General features: G+C 73.9%; 22 protein-coding genes. 8 read left to right on the top strand and 14 right to left on the bottom strand.

Annotated features, from left to right (window positions below; translation table 11 throughout):
- Nucleotides 1-52 precede the first annotated feature (52 nt).
- Both BJP25_RS16845 and BJP25_RS16840 read left to right on the top strand, forming a co-directional pair.
- A complete protein-coding gene (locus BJP25_RS16845) occupies nt 53-616 on the top strand; it encodes a CGNR zinc finger domain-containing protein (RefSeq protein WP_075975833.1) in 564 nt (187 codons plus the stop codon).
- Nucleotides 617-874: 258 nt separating this feature from the next.
- Complete coding sequence (locus BJP25_RS16840) at nt 875-1,924, top strand: tetratricopeptide repeat protein (RefSeq protein WP_143219132.1); 1,050 nt, start codon at nt 875-877, stop codon at nt 1,922-1,924.
- A gap of 11 nt (nt 1,925-1,935) precedes the next feature.
- Here the strand turns inward: BJP25_RS16840 and BJP25_RS16835 are convergent, their stop codons facing one another.
- The 3 genes from BJP25_RS16835 to BJP25_RS16825 all read right to left on the bottom strand — a co-directional run bounded on the left by BJP25_RS16835 (nt 1,936) and on the right by BJP25_RS16825 (nt 5,669).
- Nucleotides 1,936-3,105: a Fic family protein gene (locus BJP25_RS16835; protein ID WP_143219131.1), complete on the bottom strand. Its 1,170-nt coding sequence runs from the start codon at nt 3,103-3,105 to the stop codon at nt 1,936-1,938.
- Between the two features lie 406 nt (nt 3,106-3,511).
- Entirely contained in the window at nt 3,512-4,240 is a 729-nt protein-coding gene (locus BJP25_RS34220; RefSeq protein WP_158075671.1) for a hypothetical protein, read from the bottom strand.
- Nucleotides 4,241-4,517: 277 nt separating this feature from the next.
- Complete coding sequence (locus tag BJP25_RS16825) at nt 4,518-5,669, bottom strand: helix-turn-helix transcriptional regulator (protein WP_158075670.1); 1,152 nt, start codon at nt 5,667-5,669, stop codon at nt 4,518-4,520.
- A 20-nt stretch (nt 5,670-5,689) separates the two neighbouring features.
- On the opposite strand from BJP25_RS16825, the gene BJP25_RS33480 reads away from it, so the two are divergent.
- Complete coding sequence (locus tag BJP25_RS33480) at nt 5,690-6,142, top strand: hypothetical protein (RefSeq protein WP_143219129.1); 453 nt, start codon at nt 5,690-5,692, stop codon at nt 6,140-6,142.
- Between the two features lie 136 nt (nt 6,143-6,278).
- Complete coding sequence (locus tag BJP25_RS16820) at nt 6,279-7,232, top strand: ScbA/BarX family gamma-butyrolactone biosynthesis protein (RefSeq protein ID WP_158075669.1); 954 nt, start codon at nt 6,279-6,281, stop codon at nt 7,230-7,232.
- Here BJP25_RS16820 and BJP25_RS16815 read toward each other — a convergent pair.
- The gene (locus BJP25_RS16815; protein ID WP_075975828.1) at nt 7,213-7,881 is read right to left on the bottom strand and encodes a ScbR family autoregulator-binding transcription factor; all 669 of its coding nucleotides are present in this window, start codon (nt 7,879-7,881) and stop codon (nt 7,213-7,215) included. The genes BJP25_RS16820 and BJP25_RS16815 overlap by 20 nt on opposite strands.
- A gap of 362 nt (nt 7,882-8,243) precedes the next feature.
- Between BJP25_RS16815 and BJP25_RS16810 the strand changes: the two genes are divergently transcribed.
- Nucleotides 8,244-9,329 carry a 3-deoxy-7-phosphoheptulonate synthase gene (locus BJP25_RS16810; protein ID WP_075975922.1) on the top strand — a complete coding sequence of 362 codons (1,086 nt, stop codon included), beginning with the start codon at nt 8,244-8,246 and terminating at the stop codon, nt 9,327-9,329.
- A gap of 68 nt (nt 9,330-9,397) precedes the next feature.
- The gene (locus tag BJP25_RS16805; RefSeq protein ID WP_075975827.1) at nt 9,398-10,990 is read left to right on the top strand and encodes an FAD-dependent monooxygenase; all 1,593 of its coding nucleotides are present in this window, start codon (nt 9,398-9,400) and stop codon (nt 10,988-10,990) included.
- A 73-nt stretch (nt 10,991-11,063) separates the two neighbouring features.
- Here the strand turns inward: BJP25_RS16805 and BJP25_RS16800 are convergent, their stop codons facing one another.
- From BJP25_RS16800 to BJP25_RS16760, 9 genes are read right to left on the bottom strand one after another with little or no spacing between them, the layout of a single operon-like run.
- Entirely contained in the window at nt 11,064-12,635 is a 1,572-nt protein-coding gene (locus tag BJP25_RS16800; protein WP_075975826.1) for an HAL/PAL/TAL family ammonia-lyase, read from the bottom strand.
- A 3-nt stretch (nt 12,636-12,638) separates the two neighbouring features.
- A complete protein-coding gene (locus tag BJP25_RS16795) occupies nt 12,639-13,685 on the bottom strand; it encodes a phenylacetate--CoA ligase family protein (protein WP_075975825.1) in 1,047 nt (348 codons plus the stop codon).
- Nucleotides 13,686-13,710: 25 nt separating this feature from the next.
- Nucleotides 13,711-14,457 carry an SDR family NAD(P)-dependent oxidoreductase gene (locus BJP25_RS16790; protein WP_075975824.1) on the bottom strand — a complete coding sequence of 249 codons (747 nt, stop codon included), beginning with the start codon at nt 14,455-14,457 and terminating at the stop codon, nt 13,711-13,713.
- Complete coding sequence (locus BJP25_RS16785; RefSeq protein WP_084794085.1) at nt 14,454-15,470, bottom strand: class I adenylate-forming enzyme family protein; 1,017 nt, start codon at nt 15,468-15,470, stop codon at nt 14,454-14,456. The genes BJP25_RS16790 and BJP25_RS16785 overlap by 4 nt, the downstream gene beginning before the upstream one ends.
- Nucleotides 15,467-15,745, bottom strand: a complete 279-nt coding sequence (locus BJP25_RS16780) for an acyl carrier protein (RefSeq protein WP_075975823.1) — start codon at nt 15,743-15,745, stop codon at nt 15,467-15,469. The genes BJP25_RS16785 and BJP25_RS16780 overlap by 4 nt, the downstream gene beginning before the upstream one ends.
- 3 nt (nt 15,746-15,748) lie before the next feature.
- Nucleotides 15,749-16,162: a hypothetical protein gene (locus BJP25_RS16775; RefSeq protein ID WP_143219128.1), complete on the bottom strand. Its 414-nt coding sequence runs from the start codon at nt 16,160-16,162 to the stop codon at nt 15,749-15,751.
- A 22-nt stretch (nt 16,163-16,184) separates the two neighbouring features.
- A complete protein-coding gene (locus BJP25_RS16770) occupies nt 16,185-17,906 on the bottom strand; it encodes a prenyltransferase/squalene oxidase repeat-containing protein (protein WP_075975821.1) in 1,722 nt (573 codons plus the stop codon).
- Nucleotides 17,903-19,213, bottom strand: coding sequence for a phenylacetate--CoA ligase family protein (locus BJP25_RS16765; RefSeq protein WP_075975820.1), 1,311 nt, complete (start codon nt 19,211-19,213; stop codon nt 17,903-17,905). Before BJP25_RS16765 ends, BJP25_RS16770 begins: the two co-directional genes overlap by 4 nt.
- Nucleotides 19,210-20,595: an aldehyde dehydrogenase family protein gene (locus BJP25_RS16760; protein WP_084794084.1), complete on the bottom strand. Its 1,386-nt coding sequence runs from the start codon at nt 20,593-20,595 to the stop codon at nt 19,210-19,212. Before BJP25_RS16760 ends, BJP25_RS16765 begins: the two co-directional genes overlap by 4 nt.
- Nucleotides 20,596-20,737: 142 nt before the next feature.
- On the opposite strand from BJP25_RS16760, the gene BJP25_RS16755 reads away from it, so the two are divergent.
- Nucleotides 20,738-21,187, top strand: a complete 450-nt coding sequence (locus tag BJP25_RS16755; protein ID WP_143219126.1) for an allene oxide cyclase barrel-like domain-containing protein — start codon at nt 20,738-20,740, stop codon at nt 21,185-21,187.
- A gap of 65 nt (nt 21,188-21,252) precedes the next feature.
- Here BJP25_RS16755 and BJP25_RS16750 read toward each other — a convergent pair whose 3' ends face one another.
- Nucleotides 21,253-22,125 (bottom strand): helix-turn-helix transcriptional regulator, encoded by an 873-nt coding sequence (locus tag BJP25_RS16750; protein ID WP_075975818.1) that lies wholly within the window; start codon nt 22,123-22,125, stop codon nt 21,253-21,255.
- 224 nt (nt 22,126-22,349) lie between these two features.
- Between BJP25_RS16750 and BJP25_RS16745 the strand changes: the two genes are divergently transcribed.
- Nucleotides 22,350-23,744 carry an MFS transporter gene (locus BJP25_RS16745; protein ID WP_075975817.1) on the top strand — a complete coding sequence of 465 codons (1,395 nt, stop codon included), beginning with the start codon at nt 22,350-22,352 and terminating at the stop codon, nt 23,742-23,744.
- Nucleotides 23,745-23,905 lie beyond the last annotated feature (161 nt).

Below are 23,905 nucleotides of genomic sequence, written 5' to 3'. Positions count from 1 at the left end.
ACGTCAATCCTAAGATGGGTGTCACCCTAGGAAGCTGGAGGATACACGTCAAATGCTCGATGCGTGTTACACCGAGTCGGGGGTGCAGGTGGCCGTCGACCTCGCCAACACCCTCAAACCGGTCAAGGGCGAGGACTCGCTGGAGACCGTGGAGCAGCTCCGGGACTTCCTCGACGACCACCCCCCGGCCTGGCCCGCCCGCCCCGCGCCGCGGCTCACCCGCACCGACCTGGCGGAGGTCCGCGCGCTGCGCGCGGCGGTGCGCGCCGTGCTCGAACGGGCGAGCACCGACGCCGCGGGGACGGCGGCCCTGATCAACGACGGCCTGCGCCGCGCCCGTGCCACCCCGGCGCTGCGCCACGACCGCGAGCGCTGGTGGACCGAGGTCACCGCCGACACCGACCGCTGCGCGGCGCACCTGGCCGTGACCACGCTCAGCGCGCTGGCCTCGGTGATCGCCACGCTCGGGCCTGCCAGGCTCGGGGTGTGCGCGGGCCAGAACTGCCGGGGCACCTTCGTGGACCTCTCCCGCAACGGCTCCAAGCAGTTCTGCACCCGTGCCTGCGCGCACCGGGCCAGCGTCGCCGCCTACCGGAGCAGGCGCAGTCCGCGGTGAGCGCCTGCTCCCGGGAGCGATTCGCCTGCCGGGACGACGGTTCGACCACGCAGCCCACGCGCAGCACCGCGAGTTCCCGAGGTGCGGGCATGACGGTGCTGGTGGGGGATAGTCCGGATGAACACGGTGCAGACGGGTTCTCAGCCCACCCGCACTCGCTGCATGATGGGGGGCGACCGGCGAACGGAGGTGGTGGGCGGGGCAGACCGCGCGGGTGCTGGGTGGTCGAGGCGGGTCTGGACCGAGGGGTGGTTGCCGGTGGATGAGGGTCGTTCGCTGCCCGGCGGGGGGCGGGTCGGGCGTGACGAGCTGGTCATCGGGTGCTGCGGTGCCGTGGGGGCGCCGCTGACGGCGGCGGCGGTGTCGGCGATGACCGGATTGGCGCGCTCGGAGGTGGCGGAGGTCGTGGCCCAGGGGGAGCGGTCCGGCGCGTTCGAGCAGGTGGGACCGGGGTGGTTCGCCTCGGCCCCGGCGCCCCGGCCCGCGGTGGAGGACGAGGCGGTCGAGGGGTTCCGCGCGCGGTTGGTCCGCTTCGCGGCGGACGGGGGACTGGCGGGGTGGCAGGACACCGGGGCGGGGCGCGCGCTGGCGGAGGAGCTGCTGTCCTGGGAACCGGCCGCCGCGTGGGCTGTCGCCCAGGGCGAGCTGGCGAAGGACTGGTGGGCGGTCACGCTCGACCACCCGGTCCTCGGAGCGGACCGGCGGTGGCGGCGGCGGTTGGCCGCGGCGGGTGAGCGGGCGGCGCGGGCCACCGGCAACCCGGTGCGGGTCGCGGCGGCGCTGGAGCACGCGGGCCGGGCGTGCGCCGCCCTCGGCGACCCCCAGCTGGCCGAGTCCCTGCTCGTGCGGGCGGTCGACACCTGGGAATCGGTGCACGACGAGGGCCGGGTGGACGCGGTGCTCGAAGACCTGGTGCGGGTGTTCAGCCGGAGCGGGCGGTGGGCGCGGGCGCTGGACGCGGCCTTCGTCCTGCTCGGCGCGCGGCGCAGGCGCGACCAGCGGGCGGCGGTGGCTCGGGCGCTGGCGGACATCGCCGGGCTGATGTCGCGGGCCGGGCGCACCGAGTCGGCGGTGGACTACTGGGACCAGGCGCTCGACGCGCTCAGCGGCTGCGAGGTGGCACCGCTCGACCTCGCCAGGATGCTCGACGACGCGGGCCGGGCCGGGTGGCGGGCGCAGCGGTACCGCCCGGCGCAGGACCTGTGGCACCGGGCGTTGGCCCTGCTCGTCGACGCCGACGCCGACCACGCCGACCGCGTCCGCGCGCAGCTGCGGTTGGACCCCGGCGCGGCGCTGCCGCCCGGCTGACCCGCGCGGCGTCAGGGGTCGGCGGGGTCGGTGAGGCTCATCAGCTTCAGCAGCTCCGGGCTGTAGTAGGTCTTGCCGTACTTGCCCACCACCTCCAGCAGGCCGCGGTCGCTGATCCGCCTGCACAGGTCGTTGGCGTACTTGGGATCGATGCCGTGCAGCTCGGCGATCTGGCGGTTGTTGGTCACCGGGGTCAGCACCAGGTCCGCCACGATCCGGCGGATCATCCCGGTGTCCTTGTCCGAGAGCCTGCGCAGCATGTCGTCGCGGGCCTGTTCGAGCCTGCGGATCAGGCGCAGCTCCTGGCGGCACAGCTGCTGGACGCCCCGGGCGACGAAGGCGATCCACGGCTCGTACTCGCCGGTGGCGACCACCCGCCGGATCTGCTCGGCGTACTGGTCGCTGTTGCGGTCGATCCACGCCGAGATCGGCAGCACCTGGGCGCTGAGCACCCCGGAGGCCGCCAGTTGCAGCCCGACGTAGAGGCGGGCGATGTGGCCGTTGCCGAACTGGAACGGCCGCCAGGTCTCCCACTGGTAGAGCCCCAGCGCCACGCGCTCGACCACCAGCATCGGCTCGGCGGCCGACCACTCGTCGAACTGCGCCGCGGCGGCCCGCAGCAGCGGGCCCGGCGGGGAGGCGAGCAGGTAGGCCTCCCGCGGGTCCGGCCCGCCCAGCCAGGCGTAGCCCTCCCGCCACACCTGGTCCGGCTCGACGTCGGCCCCGGCGAACTGCGCGGCCACCCGGCACATCAGCCGCGAGTCGACCGGCTCCCCGGCGGCGACCGCGGCGAACCCGGTGGCGCTGGCGCGCAGGTACCCCGCCAGCTGCTCGGGCACCCGGTGACCGGACCTGGTGTGCGGCAGCTGCGACAGCAGCACCTCCTGCAGCGCGGCCTGCACCCCGTCCAGCGACGCCGAGTGCTGCACCTCCCGCACCTGGGTCGAGCGCACCAGCGGCCAGCTCGACCGGTCGCCGCCCAACCGCCGCGCGTCCTGGTCCAACCGCCCCAGCACCTCCTGCGCCCTGGCCACCTCGACGGTCGTCGCCGCCCCCAGCCAGGGGACCGGCGCGGGCCGCGGCACGAACGCCCCCCGAGCCAGCACGTCCGGCGGCACGCCCGGCACCGCCGCCGCCACGCGGACGTGGGTCCCCGCGGCCGAGGACTCTGTCTCTTCCATGGGCGAAACCCTCTAGGACACGACGCGATCACCACAAACTCGGAATTTGCCGCTCCCTAGATCAACGGGGGGTGCGCGTCCGCGCCCGCGGGAGGCGCAGGTCGTCGCAGTTCAGGGGCTTGCCAGGAGAGTACCGCCATGGTGCGAAGACCCCTCGCGCAGTGCGATGGGGGGATGGCGCGACCGCAATTCACCCTTTCGGTTGGTTCCCTCACCCCAACGGTGCAGCACCGCCTACTCGACGGTGAAGACGCGCGATTGCGTCGAGCGCCATTCCGCGGGTAGCGCAATTCCTGATTCGGCGGCACCTGACGCCCAGCGGTGAACCCCAGCCTGCCGCCGCACCCCGCCGCGAGCCTGCCGTCGAGCACCTCCCGCCCGCTCCGCCGCACGACGGAGGGGGCGATCACGCGGGCTGCGCGACCACCGGTCGCCTGACCGCCGCCACCGCCGTCGCCACACCCAGGAACGGCACCGCGAACAGCGTGTAGAAGATCAGCGGCTCCAGCGGGATGGCGAGCACGAAGAACAGGCTCGCCAAGGGGATCACCACCGTCAGCGCGCACCCCACGACGACCAGCGCGCCCCCGGCGGGTCGCGCTCGCAGCAGCAACACCCCGCCGACCACCAGCAGCACGGCGGTGGCGCCGTACGCGGTCGCCTGCGCCACCCAGGCCGCGGTGGAGCCGCCGAACGCGCACCCCCGGCACCCGCTCGCCGCCGCCACCCCGAATACGGCGGGCTGCACGTAGGTCGTCACCCCGATCCCCACCGCCATCCCCGCCCCGACGTCCCGCGCCCGCCCACCGACGCGCGCGAAGACCGCCCCCAGCCCGACCAGGACCGGCACCGCCACCGGCAGCACGAGGAGCAGCCACGCCCGCTCGTCCTGCGACACCGCCCACACAGCCACGGTCGCCCACACGACCGCCGTCGCCGCGGCCGAGAACGCCAGCACCGATGTCCGCCCCCTGAATGCCTGCACCACCCCCACCACTGTCACCGCCGCCAACATCAGGAGCAGCGATGCGTACAGCAGCAATGGCCCACCCGCGTGCCGCCCGACGGCCCCCGCCACCCCCAACACGGCGAAGTACCACTGCACGACCGCGAACGGCACCGAGAACCCAGCCACGAACCGATGCGACACCGCCTACTCCCCCCGCCGGAAACCCCCTTGCCTCTCTGACGGAGTGCGGCGCGAACAGGTTGCGCTGAGTGGGGCAAGCCCGACGACCGTCGCTGGACTGTCTTCGTCCGCCTTCCCGATCGCCACCGCGCCCTGCGCGCTACCCCTGTAGCCTCTGCTGACCATCCTTTGTGGATACTCCGCCTGTCGCGAACCCGAGAGCGGCTCCTCTGCGGGTCGCGGGCGGAGACCGCAGGGGGGTGGTGCCGGGGAGGGGGTTGGGTCAGCCGATGCCCGCGGTGGCGGTCAGGTGCCCACCCGAGGTGAGGCGGTCCCTCATCATCCAGCCCGCCTGGAAGCGGCTGCGGGCACCGAGGTCGTCGAAGACCTCGGCGATGTACTTGCGGCAGGTGCGGACCGCGATGCCCAGCTTCTTCGCCACGACCTCGTCCTTGTAGCCCGCGGCGAGGAGTTGGACGATCGAGCCCTTCACCTCCCGGCTCAGGTGCTCGGGCAGGCGGTTGCCGCCGCCCGCCGCCTCGAAGACCTCGCTGGTGGCCCAGGCGTTCTCGGCGGTGTGGGTGATGAAGTCGACGATGGCGGGGTGGCGCACCCGGTGCGCCCGGCACCCCTGCCCGTCGAGGTCGAGCAGGAAGGCCTCGGCCCGGTCGAACAGGACCAGGGCCGGGATGGCCGACGCCGTGGTCCTGACCTGCGCGCCCGCCCGGGTGACCCGGTCGACGCAGTCCCGGGTCCCGGCGTCGTAGCGCGACAGGTGCGGGAGCAGCACCCGCAGGTTGACGTGCGTGGGCAGCGAATCGGCGACGCCGGTGGTGAGGCCGCCGACGGCGATGGCGTCGGTCCGGCAGCGCGCGGCGGCGGCGTCGAGCGCCGCGGCGACCTCGACGTGGCCTTCGACGGTGGTCGTGGGGGTGTGGTGGTCCCCGGTGGTGTCGTCGCACAGGACGGCCAGGGTGTCGAGCTGGTCGCGCAGCTCATCGAGCTGGTCCTGCCAGGCGACGATGGCGCTCGACAGGGGTTTGGCCGGACTCGGCCTCGTGGCGGGGCCGGGCTCCTCGGCGGGGTTCGGGTTCGCGGTGGTGCGCGGCTTTCCGGTGGTGCTCAGGCTGGTGGTGCTCAGGCTGGTGGTGCTCGGTCTGGTGGTGGGGTTCGGCCCGCCTGCGGGGCTCGGGCTGTCGGTGGAGTTCCGCTCCAGCGCGTCGGGGCGCAGGGCCACCCAGTCGCCGTCGGTGCGGCCGGTGATGGCCAACCGCATCCGCCGCAGGGCCCCCAGCACCCGCTCCGCCCGGCCCCTGCCCCAGCCGAGGTCGGTCGCCAGGCGATCCAGGGTGACCCCCCCGATCGACAGGAGGTACTTGTAGGCGATCATCTCCTCTTCGCCCACCAATGAGACGATCTGCGATAAGTCGGACATACTCTCCCCAAGAATCGTCCGTGGTCGCTGTCGTTCCCGCGGTTGCCCGAGATCGGTGTTCGGGCTGGGGCGTGCTGCGCGGGTTTCCGCCGGACCTCGATGTCCGCAGCGCCGTCAACCGCCTGTGTCTCAACCGATCCCGCCGGTGGTACCTGACCCCGTTGTACGGCTCGCACCGGCTGGGGCAGTGCGCCCGCCGTCGTGCCGCGGGCCATTCCCTAGGGAAGAATTTAGTCCGGTCGTCCTGTTTCGTCAACGCGAGGCATCTGGTGGAAGTCCGACATGGCGACTTTCCGCTCAAGATCAGGAGCGCACCGCCGGGGGGCTTGGTGACGAGGAAAGCGCTGGTGGACCGTGCCTTCTCTGCTCTCCGCGCGGCGGTGACCAGCGCTGTTCGGGTGTGGGCCCGGGGCTCGGAGCGCGTCGAGGACGACATGGTGAACAACAAAAACAGGTCACTCGACCTGTTTTGACGAGGAGAAGCGTCCAGTGTCCAGAGTCGGAAAAGGGGTCAATCAGGTGGTTCTGTCCGATCAGGTCGCTTTGTTCGATGAGGTTTTTTTGTTCGATCAGGACGCTCTGTCTGATCAGGTTGCATTGTCCGATCAGGTGGTGCTGTCCGATCAGGTCGTGTTGGCGCGGCAGGCCGTGCGCGCGGGCGACCGCGCGCCGGAGACGGCGGGCCGTGACCTGGTGCGCGAGTTCGTGCACCGGCGCAACCCTGCGGAGGTGCTGCTCGCGGACTGGGAGCACGACGGCGAGCACCGGTTGCGCTGCCGCGCCGACTGGCCGCGCGCCCACCGGTTCTACACCCCCAGCGGGGGCAGGCACGACGCGCTGCTGGTGGTCGAGACCCTGCGGCAGGCGGGGTTGCTCGCCGCGCACGTCGGCTGCGGGGTGCCCGTCGGGCACAGCTTCCTGATGGACCGGCTCACCTGCGCGGTGGAGGACCCGAGCGGTCTCGCGGGGGCGGGCGGTCCCGCCGACGTCCGGCTGGTGGTCGACATCACCGAAGTCCGCGGGCGTCGCGGTCGGGTCGCTGACCTGCGCGTCGACGTCGTGTTCCGGCGCGACGGGCTGCGCTTCGCCGCGGGCTCGGGGTGGATGCGCTGCTTACCCCCCTCGCTCTACCAGCGCGTGCGGTGGAGCGGGGAGCGGGCGGAGGGGGGTCCGGCGGTGGTCCCGCCACCGGTGGACCCGCGCGTCGTGGGCCGCGCCGCGGTCGAGGACGTGGTGCTGGGCGAGCCGGACCGGGCGGGGCGGTTCCCGCTGCGGGTCGACACCGCCCACCCGGTGCTGTTCGACCACCCGCTGGACCACGTGCCCGGCATGCTCGTGTTCGAGGCGATGCGCCAAGCCGGGCGGGTGGTGCTGGGCGGACCGGACGCCCCGGTCTTCGGCTGCTCGGCGGACTTCCCCCGGTTCGTCGAGCTGGACCAGCGGTGCCTGGTGGAGGCGGAGGTGTCCGCGCGGCCCTCGCCGTCCGCCGCGCAGGTGTCGGTGCGCCTGGTGCAGGCGGGCGAGGTCCGGGCGCGGGGGACGATCATGCTGGGGGTCCGCTGAGGTTGTCCCCGCCGCGCGCCAAGTGGCCCGCGGCGGCGACCCCGCGGAAGTAGGGCACCTTCTTGGGCGGGGTGAGCGTGGGCAGCAGCAGGTCCCACATCTGCCGCACCCGCCAGTGCAGGTCGACCCGCTCGGTGAGGACCTGGGACACCACCTGCACCCCGGTGAACGCCGAGACCACGAACCGGGCGATGTCGGCGGCGGGCATCACGGCCCGGACGTCCTTCTCCTCGACCGCCTTCTCCAACAGCTGCTCGACCACCGCCGTCCACTCCTGGTAGGGCTCGGGCGCGGGGGCGCGGAACGTGCCGTTCTCCAGCGTGAGGCGGATGCCCGCGCGCACCACGGGCTCGGAGATGAGCTGGCCCGCGAGTTCGTGCGAGAGCCGGATGACCGACTCCAGGGCGGGGTGGCCCTGCTCGGCCATCCGGCCCGCCGAGGCCATGGCGATCGCGTGCTGCTCCTCGACCACCGCCATCGCCAGCTCCTCCTTGGTGCCGAAGTGGAAGTGCAGCGCGCCCTTGGTGACCCCGGCCTGGGTGATGACGTCGGTGAGGCTGGTGCCGCCGTAGCCGAAGCGGTCGAACACCTCCGCGGCCCCGCGGATGATCGCCGCCCGGGTCAACGCCGACCTGGCCTGCTTCGGCATGGGTTCCCTTCCTCGACCGTGCGCGCCTGAACATACCGGTTGGCCCGGTTTGTCCGCAGTCTTCGGGGCTCGGCGGTCGCCACCTCGGATTATTCTAGTCCTCCCCAGCGCGGGCCTCGACCGCGCGCGCCGCGCCCGACGGCCCACCACCACCAGGCGTCAGACCACTGAGGACGGCCGTGGGCGTCCTGCCGCCCCAGCGGGCGCACCCTGCGCAGCTAGGTGCACGACACCTTGTTGCGAGCCGCCGCGCTACCGGTCGTCCACCCCGGTGGGCCACGCTCGAAGCCGGAAACCGTGTCGCCCGCCACGAACGGCGCGACAGCAGGAGGGATGAGGGAACGGTGCGCAACGTCAACGTCTTGACCAAGCAGAACCACCCCACCACCGCCGGCTCCGGCGGCGCCGGGAGGGCCCACCCGGTGAGCAGCCCCGCGGAGGTCCGCTCGGAGCTGCCGCTGACCGCCTCGACGGCTCGGGTGGTGCGGGCGGGCAGGACCGCCGCCCGCGCGGTCCTCGCGGGCCGGGACGACCGCCTGCTCGCGGTCGTGGGCCCGTGCTCCATCCACGACGTGGAGGCGGGGTTGTCCTACGCCGAGTCGCTGGCCGGGGTGGCCGCCGCCCTCGCCGACGACCTGGTGGTCGTCATGCGGGTGTACGTGGAGAAGCCGCGCACCTCGGCCGGGTGGACCGGGCTGCTGCCCGACCCGGGCCTCGACGGCGGCTTCGACCTCGACCGCGGGGTGCGGGCCGCTCGCTCGCTCATGCTCCAGGTCGCCGGGCGCGGGCTGCCGGTGGCGACGGAGTGGCTCAGCCCGTCGGCCCCGGCGTACCTGGCCGACGTGGTGTCGTGGGGCGCGATCGGGGCCCGCACGGTGGAGAGCCAGGTGCACCGGCAGCTGGCCAGTGGCCTGCCGATGCCGGTGGGGATGAAGAACGGCAGCACCGGCTCGGTGAAGGTCGCCCTGGACGCCATGCGGTTCGCGTCGAGGCCGCAGGCGTACCTGACCCCGGGCCAGGACGGCAGGGTGGTCGCGCTGCGCACCAGCGGGAACCCGGACTGCCACGTCGTCCTGCGCGGCGGTGCGGACCGCCCCAACTACCACCCGGAGCACGTGGAGTCCACCGTCGAGCAGCTGGCGGCGGCGGGCCTGCCCACCGGGGTCGTCATCGATGCCAGCCACGGCAACTGCGGCAAGGACCACGTGCGCCAGGCGCGGGTCGCCGCCGAGATCGCCGACCAGGTGGCCGGGGGCTGCACCGACATCCGGGGCGTGATGCTGGAGAGCTTCCTGGTCCCGGGCCGCCAGGACCTCGACGGGCAGGCCGAACCGGTCTTCGGGCAGAGCGTCACGGACGCGTGCATGGGCTGGGACGCCACCGTGCGCTCGCTGCACGACCTGGCCACCGCCGTGCGCGGCCGTCGCAAGGCCACCGTCGCCGCCTGAGGCCCGGCGGCAGCAGGCACCACAGCGCGTCGAGCGCACCGAGCGGACACCGAGGAGTGAGAGCAGCAGTGACGAAGCACAAGGTCCCCGTGCTGGTCGTGGGCGGCGCCTACACCGGCCTCACCACCGCGTTGAGCCTGGCGGCTCGCGGAGTCCCCCCGCTCCTGGTCGAGCGCCGCCCCGGCACCTCGACCCTGCCCAAGGCGTGGGGGTTGAACGCGCGCACGCAGGAGCTCCTGCGCACCCTGCCCGGGGTCGGCGCCCGCCTCGACGCGGCCGTCGAGGACGTGCGGTGGCCCAGGATGAGCATCGGCGCCTCGCTGGCCGACCCCGACCGCGCCTTCCTCGACCCGCCCGTCGACGACCGGGACCCGGCGCCGCTGTCCCCGGTCCCGCCCCTGGCCTGGGTCTCGCAGGCGCAGGTGGAGGCCATCCTGCGGCAGTGCGCCGAGGAAGCGGGCGCCGCCCTGCGCTTCGGCGTGGAGCTGGTCTCGTTCACCCAGGACGAGGCCGGGGTGACCGCCCGGGTCCGCGAGGTCGCCACCGGGCGGGAATACGAGGTGGAGGCGGACTACCTGGTCGCCGCGGACGGGGTGAACAGCCGCATCCGCGAGGACCTCGGCATCCCGGTGGAGGGCCGCGGCAGGCTCGGCCACATGTACGTCATCACCTTCACCGCCGACCTGAGCTCCTACGTGGACAAGGGCGCGGTGGAGGTCATCGGCGTCGCGGGGACCGGCTCCAGCTTCATCCTCGACGGCACCGACCGCCACACCCTGTGGGTGGAGTACTTCCCCGAGCGCGGCCAGACGCCCGACGACTTCACCGAGCCGCGGTGCCTGGAGCGGATCCGCGCGGCCATCGGCGACCCCTCGATCGAGCCCACCTTCATCAACGCCCGCTCCTTCGCCATCAGCCACAAGCGCGCCGCCCGCTTCCGGGAGGGCCGCGTGTTCCTCGCGGGCGACTCCGCGCACAGCTGCCCGCCCAACGGCGGTCAGGGTGGGAACCTGGCCATCCAGGACGCCTACGACCTGTCCTGGCGGCTCGCGCTGGTGCTGGGCGGGCAGGCGGGTGAGCGGTTGCTGTCGACCTACGAGGTCGAGCGCAAGCCGGTCGTGAACGTGACGCTGGAGCGGGAGGTGCGGCTCGCCGCGGTGTCCGAGGGGCGCATCCCGGCTTCCTACAACCCGTCCGACCCGGACGCGCCGATCCCGACGCCGAAGGAGTTCCTGGGCTTCCGCTACCGGTCGGAGGTCGTGCTGACCGAGCCCGACGACGACGGGGCCCTGCAGGAGGACCCCTGGGAGGCCACCGGCAGCCCCGGTGGGCGCGCGCCGCACGTCGAGCTGACGGACGGGACCAGGACGCTGTCCACCCACGACCTGTTCGGGCGCGGGTTCGTGCTGCTCACCGGTGACGACACCTGGGTCGGCGCGGCGCGCGAGGTCGCCTCGGACCTGGGTGTCGAGCTGGACGCCCACCGCATCGGCGACCTGCTCCGCGACGAGTCGGGGGAGTGGGCGACGCGGTACGGGGTGTCGGCGTCCGGGGCGTCGCTGGTCCGACCGGACTCCGTGGTGGTGTGGCGGGGCACCGGGCTCCCCGAGGACCCCGCGGGTGAGCTGTCGAGCGCCCTGACCACCGCCCTGGCTCGTTAGGCGGCGGGCTCCCGAACGCGAGAAGCCGGGGTCGCGCACGCGACCCCGGCTTCTCGCCGCCCAGGCGCGGGGATCAGGGGGAGAGCGCGCCCTGGTCGAGCAGGCGCATGACCGCCGCGACGTCGGCGTCCATCCGCCGGTCCCGGGTGTGCGGGGCGGTCCGGGCCCGGATGGCGGCGATGGCGCGGCGGGTCGCCGGGCTCGCCGCGGCGGCGCCGCGCAGCTCCACCGCCCGGGTCAGCGCCAGCAGGTGGATGGCGGTGACCTCGCGGACCAGGCCCAGTACCGTCCTGGCGTCCCGGGCGGCGATGGTGCCCATGCTGACGATGTCCTGGTTGTGGGCCTCGGTGGACCGGGAGAACACCGACGCGGGGGCGGTCGCCTTGAGCGCCTCGGCGGTCACCGCCGAGGCCGCGATCTGCATCCCCTTGAACCCGTGGTGCAGGCCCGACTCCGGGTCACCGGGGCCGGTGGGGGTGATGAGGTTGGGCGGCAGGCCGCGGTTGACCTTCTCGTCGACCACGACGGCCAGCTGGCGGTCCAGCAGGCCCGCCAGGTTGGCCGCGGCGACCTTGAGGGCGTCCATGGCCTGTGCGACGTGGCCCGCGTAGAAGTTGCCGCCCAGGTGCAGGTCGTCGCCGTCGAAGAGGGGGTTGTCGGTCGAGGAGTTGATCTCCGTGGTCAGCCACCGCCCGGCCCACCGCAGGGTGTCCCTGGCGATGCCGATGACCTGCGGCGCGCAGCGGATCGAGTACGGGTCCTGCACGCGGTCGCCCAGGTGCAGGTAGCTCCGGTCGCCCAGGCGCTCGCGGCGCAGGAAGATGTCGTCGGAGGACACCGCCAGCCCGGAGCCCGCCAGCAGCCCGCGGATCGCCGCGGCGGACTCGACCTGCCCGGGGTGCGGCTTGTTCTCGTGGATGAACGGGTGCATGGCCGAGGCGTTGCCCAGCAGCGCCTCCAGCACCATCGCGCTGGCCAGCTCGGCGGCGTGGACGGCGTGCTGGGCGTCCCGCAGGGCCAGCACGGCGTAGGCGGCGGCGAACGAGGTGCCGTTGACCAGCGCCAGCCCCTCCTTCGGCTGCAGGACGACCGGGGTGATGCCCTCCGCGGCGAGCGCGTCCGCCGCGGGCCGGGTGGTGCCGCGGTGGCGGACCTCGCCCTCGCCGATGAGGGCCGCCGCCAGGTAGCTCAGCGGCACGAGGTCACCACTGGCGCCGACCGAGCCGCGTTCGGGGATGAGGGGCAGCACGTCGGCCGCGAGCATGGCCAGCAGCGTCCGCACCACCTCCGGTCGGATGCCGGAGGTGCCCCGGGCCAGGGAGTTGGCCCGGATGACCATCGTCGCCCGCGCCACCTCCGGGGTGGCCGGGGGACCGACGCCGTTGAGGTGGTAGAGGACCATGTTGCGCTGCAGGGCCGCGGCCTTGGCCGGGGAGATCTGGCGGTCGCAGCTGTCCCCGAAGCCCGTGGTGACCCCGTAGATGGGGATGGCGCGCGCGAGCAGTTCGTCCCTGGACGCGACGGAGGCCGCCATCCGCTCGACAGCCGAGTCGCCCAGCAGGACCAGGGGGTGGTCCTGCCGGGCGACGTCGGCCACCGCGCTCGGGCTGAGCTCCCGCCCGTCCAGCGTCAGCGGCTGGGGCATGGGTCAGTACACGCCCTCGATCATCCGCTGGCCGTTCATCTCCTGGACGGGGTGGATGTCGCGCAGGGAGTCACCGACGCCCGACGCGCTCGGCACGCGCGTGGCGAGGTCGCGCTCCAGGCTGTTGGGCACCAGGCCGTACCTGGTGATGTAGTTCATCACCACCGCGCCCTCCTCGCCGTACTCCACCGGCTGCCGGGTCCGCGGGTCGACGACCCGGTAGAACACCTGCGGGGCGTACGAGTCGAACGTGACCTCCCCGGTCGGGTCCTCCCGCTGGACCGTCCCGCTCAGGACCGTGGTGCTGCCGTAGGAACCGCGGAACTGGGCCTTGGGGAAGACCGAGGACGCCAGGTGGTCCAGGGTGTCCGGGTCCATGTGCGCGCCGGTCCAGATGACCAGGCGCACCTTGTCGGCCACCAGCGCCCTGGTCGACCCGCGCTCGGCCAGCTTGGCCAGCAGCGGCGGGGTGGCGACCAGGATGGCGATGTCCTGCGAGGCCAGCACCAGTTCCGCCTGGTCCACCAGGTGCTCCACGTAGGCCTTGGCGCCCGCGGTGTCCCCGGCGGCGATCAGGTGCTTGACCCACCTCGGGTCCAGGTCGATCGCGAACCGGATGCCCCCGCGCGCCTCGGCGATGCGCTTGGAGTAGTCGCCGAGCATGTGCGGGCCGGTCGGTCCCAGCGACAGGGCGTTGCCCCGGACGTCCTGGGTGTAGTGCGAGTTCTCCCAGGCCATGTACTCGTCGAACCAGCTCTCGAACATCACGAAGCGCTTCGGGGCGCCGGAGGTGCCGCCGCTGTCGTAGACGGCGAACACCTTCTCGTCCGGGCCGAGCCCGCGCGGGATGAGGTCGGCCACGGGCACGTCGCGCAGTTCGTCGACCAGGTTGGGGAAGCGCAGGACGTCGTCGACCGTCCGGATGTCCGCGACGGGGTCGAAGCCGAGCCGGTCCTTGCGGTCCAGCCAGAAGCGCGACCCGGTCTCCGGGGTGAAGTGCCAGCGCATCATGTCCTGGATGTGCCGGTCCGCCTGTTCGCGGGAGGGCATCGGTTCCCCTTCCTGGTTCGTCGGCTCACACGCCGTGGCGCTGACCGCCGTTGACTTGGATGATCTGGGACGTCACGTAAGCCGCCTCGGGCGAGCACAGGTAGAACGCCAGTCCCGCGACGTCGCCGGGGACGCCCGCGCGACCCACCACGGACTGGCGGACCAGCGCGGCCTCGCGGTCGGGGTCGATGGCCCCGTCGAAGAAGTCGGTCTCGGCGACGTACCCGGGGGCGATCGCGTTGGCGGTGATCCGCCGCGGTCCCAGCCGGTTGGCGAGGGTGTGGACGTAGGAGTGCAGCGCCGCCTTCGCGGCCCCGTAGGCGCCGGTGCCGCCGGAGCCGCGGTAGGCGGCGATGGAGCTGTAGAGCACGACGCTCGCACCATCGGCCAGCTGGTCCACCAAGCCCTCGGTGGCCAGCACGGCGGTGAGCACGTTCGTCCGGTAGGCCTCGTCCCACTCCGACAGGACGGCCTTGACGCCCTCGCCGGTGCCCGCGGTGCCCCCGGCGCAGCAGAGCAGCCCGTGGACGGGCAGCCCGGTGGCCGCGACCGCGTCCTGGAGCGCGGGCACCGAGTCCACCTCGCCCATGTCGAGGGCGACGTGGCGGACGTCGGCACCGCCCACCGCCGCGCGCAGTTCGTCGCCCGCGGCGGCGAGGGCGGTCTCGCGCCTGCCGACCATCAGGACCGCGTCGCCGTTGGCGGCGAAGCGGTGCGCGGTCGCCTTGCCGATCCCGGCGCTCGCGCCGGTGATCACGATCAACCTGCTCACCGGTGCTGGTCACCTCCCCGGGTGCCCGCCGGGGCGGCGGGTCGCGCGGCCAGGGCGCGACCGAGCGCCTGCCGGTCCGGCTTCCCGCTCGGCGTCGTGGGGATGCTCGGCAGCTCGACCACGCGGACCGGGCTGGGCAGCCCGTGCAGCGCGCGCCGGATGTCCGCGGCCCCCAGCCGCGGTCCCCGGCTCGCCCAGAACACCGCGTAGCCCTCGCCCGCCAGCGGATCGCGCGGAGCGGGCACCGGGACGCACCGCGCGCCCGGCAGCCGCGCGCCGAGCTGCCGCTCGACCTGGGCCAGGTGCACCTTGACCCCGTTGACCTTCACCAGGTCGGACTCCCTGCCCAGCAGCCGGAACCGTCCCGGCCCGGTGAACTCCACGAGGTCGCCGGTGGCCCAGCTGGCGGGCGGTGCCGGGTCCTGCTCCCGGCGGGCCAACCTCGGGCCGCGCACCACCAGCCGGTGCGGGCCCGCGTCGTCGCCGCGGTCGTGCGCGACGGTCACGTCCGGGAGGACCTGCCACGGCGCCGACGGGTCGAGGGGGCGGTGCGCGATCCCCCCGGTCTCGGTCGAGCCGAGGATCTCGTGCGCGACCATCCCGGTGTCCGCCACGAGTTGGCGCGCTGCCGGGGGCGGGGCCGCCGAGCTGTGCAGCGCGACCACCGACCGCGCGCGCTCCAGCGTGCGCCGGTTGCGGCGCAGCAGGTCCCACGCGATCGGCACGCACACCACCAGCAGGCGGGCGCCCGCGGGCACGTCGGGGAACTCGAAGGGCCTCTCCCACGCCTGCACCGCGGGCACACCGCGCAGGCGCGGCAGCCATTCGCCGAACAGCGCCCCGAACAGGTGCCGCGGCGGGGAGTAGTTGATGACGAGGTCGACCTCGCCGGTGGTGCGCCCGGACACCACCTCGACCTCCGCCCGCATCTGGGCGCCGGTGCGCACCCACCGGCGCGAGGGGCCGGTGCTGCCGGAGGTCTCGAACACCACCTGCGCGTCCACGTCGGTCACCCCGCGTCCTCCAGGCGCTCGACCACGTACTCCACGACCCGGTCCACGGTGCTGAAGCTGTAGCGCACGTCGTCGCCGACGAAGTCGACCTCCACGCCGAACTCGTCCTCGACGGCGGTGACGAACTCCAGCGCCGCCAGGCTGTCGAAGTTGGGCAGGGCGGTGGCCAGGTCGGCCGTGGCCCCGACGGTGCGGCCCGCGTCGCCGAAGCGCCGCTCCAGCACGGCCCGCACCCGGGCGGTGGTCTCGGTCAGGTCGGTGGTCGTGGTGCTCATGGCTCAACGGCCTTCCTGTGCGGCGCCCACGAGTGCGGGGCTGCTGTCGGTCATCTGTCCGTCTTGCAGGGAGAACACGCGCTCGGGGTCGGTGGGCTCGCAGCGCACCACGCAGTGGCCGTCGACCACCCCGAGCGCCGCGCGGACCTCCTCGGCCAGGCCGGCCAGGTAGTCGGGGCCCCGGTCGCGGTGCACGTGGCACACCGCCAACGCCCACGCCGCCGCGCGCTGCTCACCCGCCGCGTCCTCGAACCGGCTCAGCGGCACCCCGCCCGCGAAGCAGGCCATCGGCTCCGCCGGGCGGAACTGCACGACCACGTGCGCGGGGTCCGAGCCCCGGGCGGCGAACCACCGGGTCAGCCGCACGGCGGCCCGCAGCCGGGCGGACGGGGTCAGCGGCGGGCTGGTCACTTCCACGGTCGGCACGGTCGTACCCCTCTCAGGAGATGGTCAGGGCGGGCAGCGGCTCACCCGCCAGGCGCAGGTCCAGGCGCGCGCCCAGGCAGTCGGCCAGCGGACCGCCGCTGACGCGCACCAGCGGCGTCCACGCGGACCCGGCGCCCACCCGCACGCGGTCGACGAACCGGCGCAGGTGGTCGAGGTCGACCTCCAGGCCGAACGCGTCGGCGGTCAGCACGGCCTCGTAGGTGCTGAGCAGGTCGGGCAGCCGCCTGCCCTCGTTGGCGAACCCGCCGCCGCGCACCCGGTGGCGCTCCAGCGCGGCCGCGGCGGCCCCGGCGTCGGCCGCACCCGCCCGGCGCAGGGCGCGCAGGGCTTGCAGCGTCGGGCGCAGCGCGGGGCTGCCGCCCGGCACGTTCGCGAACTCGCCGGGGGCGACCTCGCAGGACGCCGCGAACCCCGCGAGCGCCTTCATCACCGGCGTGCCGGGTTCCTCACCGACCAGGTGCAGCACCTCGGCGGCGGCGCAGGTCGACACGACGTCCGAAGCGCGGCCTTCCCAGTAGCCGAAACCGCCGTCGGGGTTCTGGATGCTGGTGACCAACCAATCGCCGACCCGGGCGAGCGCCGCGCCGTCCTCGGCCAGCGCGCCCGCGCTGAGCGCCCACAGGGTGCAGCGGACCTCGCTGCCCCGGCCGGGCATGTACATCACGCCGTCCTCGTTGGGCAGCACGCAGGAGCCCATCCACCGCAGCGCCCGGTGCCGGTCCGCCTCCCCGAGCCGGCCCGACAGCAGGTGCGCCGACGTGGTCAGCACGTCGGCGGCGCGCCGCGGGTCGCGGTAGGTGAAGCCGCCGGAACCGACCCGGAACGACAGCACCGCCCGGACCACGCGGTCGGCGAGGTCGCGGGTGTCGTCACCGAGTTCGCGCAGCGACCCGACGCCGCAGAACGCCGCCCAGACGTCCTGCACCGGGTAGCCCGGCCAGCGGGTGAAGGACCCGTCCGCGGCGAGCCTGCCGCGGATCCAGGCGACGCAGCCGTCGCGGTCGCGCGGGTCGGCGCCGAGCCTGCGCAGGGCGCTGGTCGCGCGGAAGGTGGCCCACAGGCAGTCGGTGCCGTCGCCGTCCTGGAAGGTGAACCCGCCGGACGCGCCCTGCTTGCCGCGCAACCAGCCGAGCAGCCGCTCGCGGTCCCAGGGCAGCGGGCCGGTGCCGCCGGTCATCGTCGACCAGGCGGTGATGGCGTAGTAGCAGGCCCGCACGTCGGAGGTGCCGCCGACCGCGTGCGCCGGGCTCCAGGTCAACCCGCCGTCGGCGGCCTGCAGGCCGCCGAGCCAGCCCAGCACGGACTCCGGCGGGGTCTCGCCGTGCACCTCGACGAGGGTCCGCACGGCGTAGTAGGTGGCCCACACGTCGGAGGCCTGGCCGGGCGTCATGGCGAACCCGCCGTCGGGGTTGTGCGTGCCCAGCACCCACCCCGAGCTGGGGTGGGTGGCCTCCGACGGCACCGAGCCGCCGAGGTCGCGCACGGCCTGGGTGCAGTAGTAGGTGGCCCAGGCGTCGGAGTTCATGCCCGCCGACCACGCGTACCCGCCGTCGGCGTTGCGCCGGGACGCCAGGAAGCCCGCGACCGCGCCCGGGTCGGGCAGGTCCGCGGTGCGGTCCAGCCAGCGCAGGGTGCGCACGGCGGCGTAGGTGCACCACAGGTCGGACTCACCGGAGACGACGGGCACGGGGTCGAGCAGCGCGTCGCTGGTCATGCGGGGACCTCCTCCAGCACGCGGAAGTTCGAGCGCTTCCAGCTCTTCTGCGATCCGCCGCTCTTGGTCGTGACCGGCAGCCGGTTGGCGAAGCGGACCTCGTCCCAGGCGAAGCCGAGCCGCTCGGCGGTGCGCAGCCCGACCTGCTCGACCCGCTGGTCCTCGGTGGCCCGGTCGGCCGCGGGGTCGCGTTCGAGCACGAGCCGGGCCCAGGTGCCCGCGCCGTCGACCTCGACCAGGTAGCCCAGGACGTCCCCGGACCCGTAGACGACCCCCTCCAGGTCCCGGGTCCGCACCCGCACGCCCTTGACCGGGGTGCCGTCGCTGCCCCTGCCGTGCACGGTCACCACCAGGCCCGCCGACCCGCAGGGGCAGCCCTCGCCCAGGCTGACCTCGTCCCCCATGTCCAGGCGCAGCAGCGGGCGGGCGTCGTTGTTCAGCGGCGTGACGACGAGCCTGCCGCTCGCCCCGGCACGCGCGGGCACGACCGCCCCGTCGCTGACGACCTCGAAGTGGTTGGACGCGCTGAGCAGGTGCAACCGGTCGTGCGGGCACGCGGCGGCCAGCGTCCCGCTCTCGGTGCTGCCGTAGCTGGCGTCGTAGGTCCGCGCGCCCCACCACCGGCCCACCATCTCCCGCAGCTCCGGCGTGCTCACCTCGCCCAGCAGCATGATCTTGCGCACGGGCGCCCGCATCCGGTCCAGCACCCCGCGGCGCTTGAGGACCTGGGAGAGCTGGAGCAGCACACCGGGTGCGAGGAACAGCACGGTCGGCTGGAAGACCTCCCACACCGACTCGATGCGGTCCCAGTCCGAGATGCCGGTGGTGTAGGGGTAGGCCTTCACGTGCGGGACGTCGAGGAACTCGCACACCCCGACGATCAGGTCCGCCACGGGGACGATGTCCGAGGGCAGCAGGATGAGCGCGCGCTCCCCGGTCCCGCCGAGCAGCGGCCGCCAGGCCTCGGCCACCGAGACGGTGTTCGCGATGGTGTCCAGGGTCGTGCGCGGGGTCGGTGTGGGGACGCCGGTGGTGCCGGTGGTCTGGTAGTACTTCAGCGCGTCACCGACGCTGACGCGGGCGAACTCCAGGGGCCGCGCCTTGAGCCGGTCCTTGGACGTGGGCGGCAGCGCGTGGAACGCCTGCGCGCCGTACGCGCCGAGGTGGGCGTAGGCGGTGGTCTCCCGCGCGCGTTCCCACACCGCGGCGAGCTTGGTGCCGTAGTAGTGGTCGTCGTGGTCGGCGCGGGTCACCTCCCGCTGGATCCGCTCCATGAACTCCAGGTCGTGCCGGGAGCTGATTCTCATCTGCCACTCCTAGAGGTCTCGGCGGCGGGGTCTTGGCGGTCGGTGCGGGCGAAGCCCTTGCAGCGCATGAGGAACTCGCTGAGGAAGCCGTCGTGGGGCACGTCCGCGTGCAGCCAGGAGGTCGGGTGCCCGACGTAGGCGTTGGACACCAGCGGGTGGTCCACGGCCCACCGCACCAGGTCGTGGTCGTCGGTGTCGAAGGAGACCACCAGCGAGCCCGACAGCGGGTCCGGTTCGGACCGGTCGAACGGCGCCACGAACGCGCACGGGAAGGGGACCTCGTGGCCCAGCAGGGGGTCGCGCGGGTCGTCGAGCTCGACCACAGCCGGGGTGAGCACCGCGGCCCCGGTGCCGCCGACCCGCTCGACCCGCGGCGCCAGCCGCACCTGCCGCGGCTCCACCCGGGCGAGCACGTCCGCGACGAGCGCCTCGGCCTGCTCCACGGGCATCGCGGGCAGGGTGGCGTCGTCCTGCCAGGGCGCGGCGGTGCTGGTCCCGCGCAGGGCGTCGGCGAGGTCCGCGGCGAACCGGCGGTGCTCCCGGGTGACCAGGACGCCGGTGGTGGCGGTGCACGCGGTGCCCGCGTGGTAGAGCACGCCCGCCGCGGCCAGGTCCAGGCCGGTGCGGTGATCGCCGTCGACGACGAGCTTGGAGCGCCCGGGGCCCTGGGTGAGGACGTCGGCGCGGTCGCGGTACCGGTCCACCACGGCTTGGCCCCCGTAGAGCAGCACCCGGTCGGCCTGCTCGACGACGGCGTCGGCGGTCACGTGGTCGCCGGGCGCCAGGACCAGCCGGTCCTGCGGCAGGCCCGCCGAGAGGAGCGCGGTCACCAACCGGTGCGCGGTCAACGGGTCCCGGGTGGACGGTCGGACGACCACCCGGTAGCCCAGGGCCAGCGCCTCCAGCCACAGCGCGTGCACGCCGGGGCTGTTGCCCGCCGCGTTGACGCCGAACACCTCCCCGCGCCTGCACCACACGGCGCCCCGCCGCAGCCCGCCGACGTCGGTGCCCGCCCCCGCCGGGGTGGCCAGGTCGAGCACCCGGCCCACGTCGCGCAGCTTCGCGGTGATCATCGCGTCGCACTCGCGCACCACGGGCAGCGGTGTCCCGGTGAGGGTCGCCACCCGCAGCTCGTGCGCCGGGAGGCTGTCCCCGAGCACGTCCTGGGCCTCGAAGACGTCGGCGGCCTTGGCCAGCACCGCCCGCGCCTCGTCCGGGGGCACCGGTTCGGCGCTGCGCAGCGTGCGGACCCAGTCCGCGAGCACCAGCCCCGGGACGCAGCTCAGGTCGACCGCCGCCGTGCCCGTGGCGTCGGGCACGGTCAGGCGCCTGCGGCTGCGGTAGGGCCCGTTCGGTCCCAGCGCGGCAACTTCCAGCATCATCCCGTCCTGTCGATCGGGTGCGTTCGCTGGTGTCGAGTCTTGCCCGAGGGGGGTGCCGCGACCAGGTTCCGCCGGGTGCAAGAGGGTGCACAGCAGCTTGTTGCACGCCTCGCCGCGCCTGCGGGCGGGCATGGTGGGGGGCATGGAGAAGACGTTGCTCGGCCTGGTCGCCGCGGGCGCCCTCATCTGCTGCGTCCCGTCGGCATCGGCCGCTTCCGGGAAGCAGTTCGTGCTGCAGGTGTTGCAGGACAAGAACACCCTGGTCGACGTCGGGGCGCCGGGTGTCGGCGTGGGGGACTACTACGTGTACGCCAACGTGCTGGGCAGGGACGGCAGGGCGGTGGGGACCGACGGCAGCTCGTGCCTGGTGACGGCGGTCGACCAGGGGAAGGTGACCACCAGTTGCGTCCTGTCGGTGAAGTTGCCCGAGGGGCAGCTCACGGCGCAATCGCTGTGGAGCACCGGAGAAGGCGTCGTGGAGATGGCCGTCACCGGGGGGACGGGGGCGTACCGGGGTGCCTCGGGAACCCTGACCTGCCGGGATGTGTTGACGCCCGCGGAGACCTACCTGGTGGAGCTGGACGGGCGGTGAGGCGTCGCGCGCCCGCCCCGGCCCGTGCGGAGGAGCGGGCGCCTGGTCGACGCGGTCCTTCCCCGCTACCGGGGGCGGTGGGCCAGTTCCGCGTCCACCGGGGAAGCCATGTCGAGCAGGAGCATGGCGTCGTGGTCAGGGGTGCCCGCGGGCGCCTGGTAGCTGACCAGGCGCTGGCCGTCGGTGTGGAAGATGGTCATGACCTCGAACGTGAGGGTCATGGTGCCCACCTCCGGGTGCTGGAACTGCTTGCGCCCCCCGCCGCGGGCCTCCTCGACGTCGTAGCGCTCCCAGAGGGTGGCGAACTCGGGGCTCTTGACGACCAGCTCCCCGACCAGCTGGGCCAGGTCCGACAGGTCGGGGTCGGCACCGGCGATCGCCCGCAGGTGGGCGGCGGTGTGGGCCGCCATCGTCTCCCACTGCGGGTACAGGGCGCGCGCCGACGGGTGCAGGAACATGTACCGCGTGGTGTTCCTGCGCTCCGGGGGCCAGTCGGCCAGACCGGGGAACAGCCGCAGACCGGGGCGGTTGGCCGCCAGGACGTCGTTGGTCCTGCTCACCACGTAGGCGGGGGAGGGGCGCAGGGTCTCCAACATCGCCAGGACGGAGTCGCGGACGGTGCGTGTCGGCCCGGGGGAGGGGCGGGGACCCAGGCCCCCGGCGAGGGCGACGAGCTCGTCCAGGCGCTTGAGGGCGTCGGCCGACAGGCGCAGGGCTTCCCCGAGGGCCTCCACGACGGCGGGGGACGGGCGCGTCTCCCGGCCGCGCTCCAGGCGGGTGTAGTAGTCGACGCTGACCCCCGCGAGGGTGGCCAGCTCCTCCCGGCGCAGACCGGGTGTGCGGCGAGTGCCCCGCCCCGCGGGGAGACCGACGTCCTCGGGGCGCACCTGAGCCCGACGCGCGCGCAGGAACCGCCCCAGTTCCGTGCCATCGCTCATCGCCCCAGTGTCCCAGATCCGCGCGCCGCGTGGGGGGCCGTGACAGGGCCAGGCACAGCGCTCCCCCGCACGACCCGGTCTCCCTGCCGCGCGCCCACCGCGCCACCGTGGTCGCTGGACCGCGGGATGACCAACCGCGAGACGGCCAATCGCGGAACGACCAACCGCGAGACGACCAAGACGACTGAGACGACGATGACCGAGACGACAAGGAGTGCGACACGATGACCGCAGTGCGTTCCGAACCCGCCGCACCGGTCGAGGCGGCCCGCGCACCGGGGCACGGTTCGCCGCGGGCCGCGCTGACCGCCGCCGTCCTGGGCTTCTTCGTGATCACCCTGGACGTGTCCGGGGTGAACGTCGCCCTGCCCTCGATCCGGGACGACCTCAACGGCACCCTGTCCGGGCTCCAGTGGGTCGCCGACGCCTACACCCTGATGTTCGCCGCGCTGATGCTCTCCGCGGGCGTGCTGTCCGACCGCGTCGGCGCCAAGCGCGCCTACGGGTGGGGCCTGGCGGCGTTCACCCTCGCCTCCGTGGCCTGCGGCATCGCCCCCGACCTCGGCTTCCTCGTCGGCGCCCGGGTGGTGCAGGGGTGCGCGGCGGCGATCATGGTGCCGTCCTCGCTGGCGCTGATCCGACAGGCGTTCCCGGACCCGGTGGCACGCGCCAGGGGCATCGCGCTCTGGACGGTCGGCGGCGCGGTCGCCGTCGCCGCGGGCCCGGTCCTGGGCGGGCTGCTGACGACCGAGTGGGACTGGCGGGTGGTGTTCGCGCTGAACGTGCCCGCGGGCGTCGCCGGGTTCCTGTTCTTGCTGCGCGCCGAGCGGTCCCCGCGCCACGAGACCACCTTCGACGTGCCGGGCCAGGTCACCGCGGTGCTTGCGCTGGCCGCGCTGACCTTCGCGGTCATCCAGGGCGGGCACGGCGGCTTCACCCCCACGGTCATCGCCGCCGTGGCCGTGGCCGTGCTGTCCGGGGCGGCGTTCGTCCTGGTGGAGTCGCGTCGCCGCGACCCGATGCTGCCGCTGGGGATGTTCCGCCAGAAGGGGGTGTCCGTCCCGGTCATCTCGGGATTCGCCTGCAATGCCGCGTTCTACGGCGGGGTGTTCATCCTGAGCCTGTTCTTCCAGGAGCAGCGCGGCCAGTCGGCGCTGTCCGCAGGCCTCATGTTCGCCCCGATGGCCCTGATCACCGCCAACTTCAACTACCTCTCCCCGAAGTTCGTGCAGCGGTTCGGCCCCCGGGCGGTCATCGTGGCGGGCCTGCTGGTCGGCGCGGTGGGCTGCGGCGGTCTGATGCTGGTGCGGGTCGACACCCCCTGGTGGATCACCGCCGCCCTGATGGTGCCGCTGGGCATCGGCGGATCGCTGGCCATGCCCGCCCTGACCACCCTGATGCTCGACACCGTCGCCAACGAGCGCGCGGGCACGGCGGCGGCCATGCTCAACACGAGCAGGCAGGCGGGCGGTGCCATCAGCATCGCGGTGTTCGGCGTCCTGCTCGCGGGCGACTTCGCCACCGGCATGCGGACGAGCCTGGCCCTCGCGGGCGGCCTGCTCGTGGTCATGGCGCTCATGGCCGTGACGGTGCTCCCCCGGGGCAAGGCGACCACCTGACCCACCCGGGTTCGCCCGGCACTCGGGCGCACACCACCGGCCGCTTCGCACAACCCGGAGATGGGCGTCCCCGGGGTTGTGCGGTGCGGCCGGTGGTTTGGCGTGCCTCGCGATAGCTGGTGGTGCGCCGGAGCCGTTTCCGACGGCCTCGCCCAACACGG

Origin of the sequence: Actinokineospora bangkokensis (assembly GCF_001940455.1) — a bacterium.
GTDB classification, from domain to species: domain Bacteria; phylum Actinomycetota; class Actinomycetes; order Mycobacteriales; family Pseudonocardiaceae; genus Actinokineospora; species Actinokineospora bangkokensis.
This window is presented reverse-complemented; position numbering and strand designations above follow the sequence as displayed.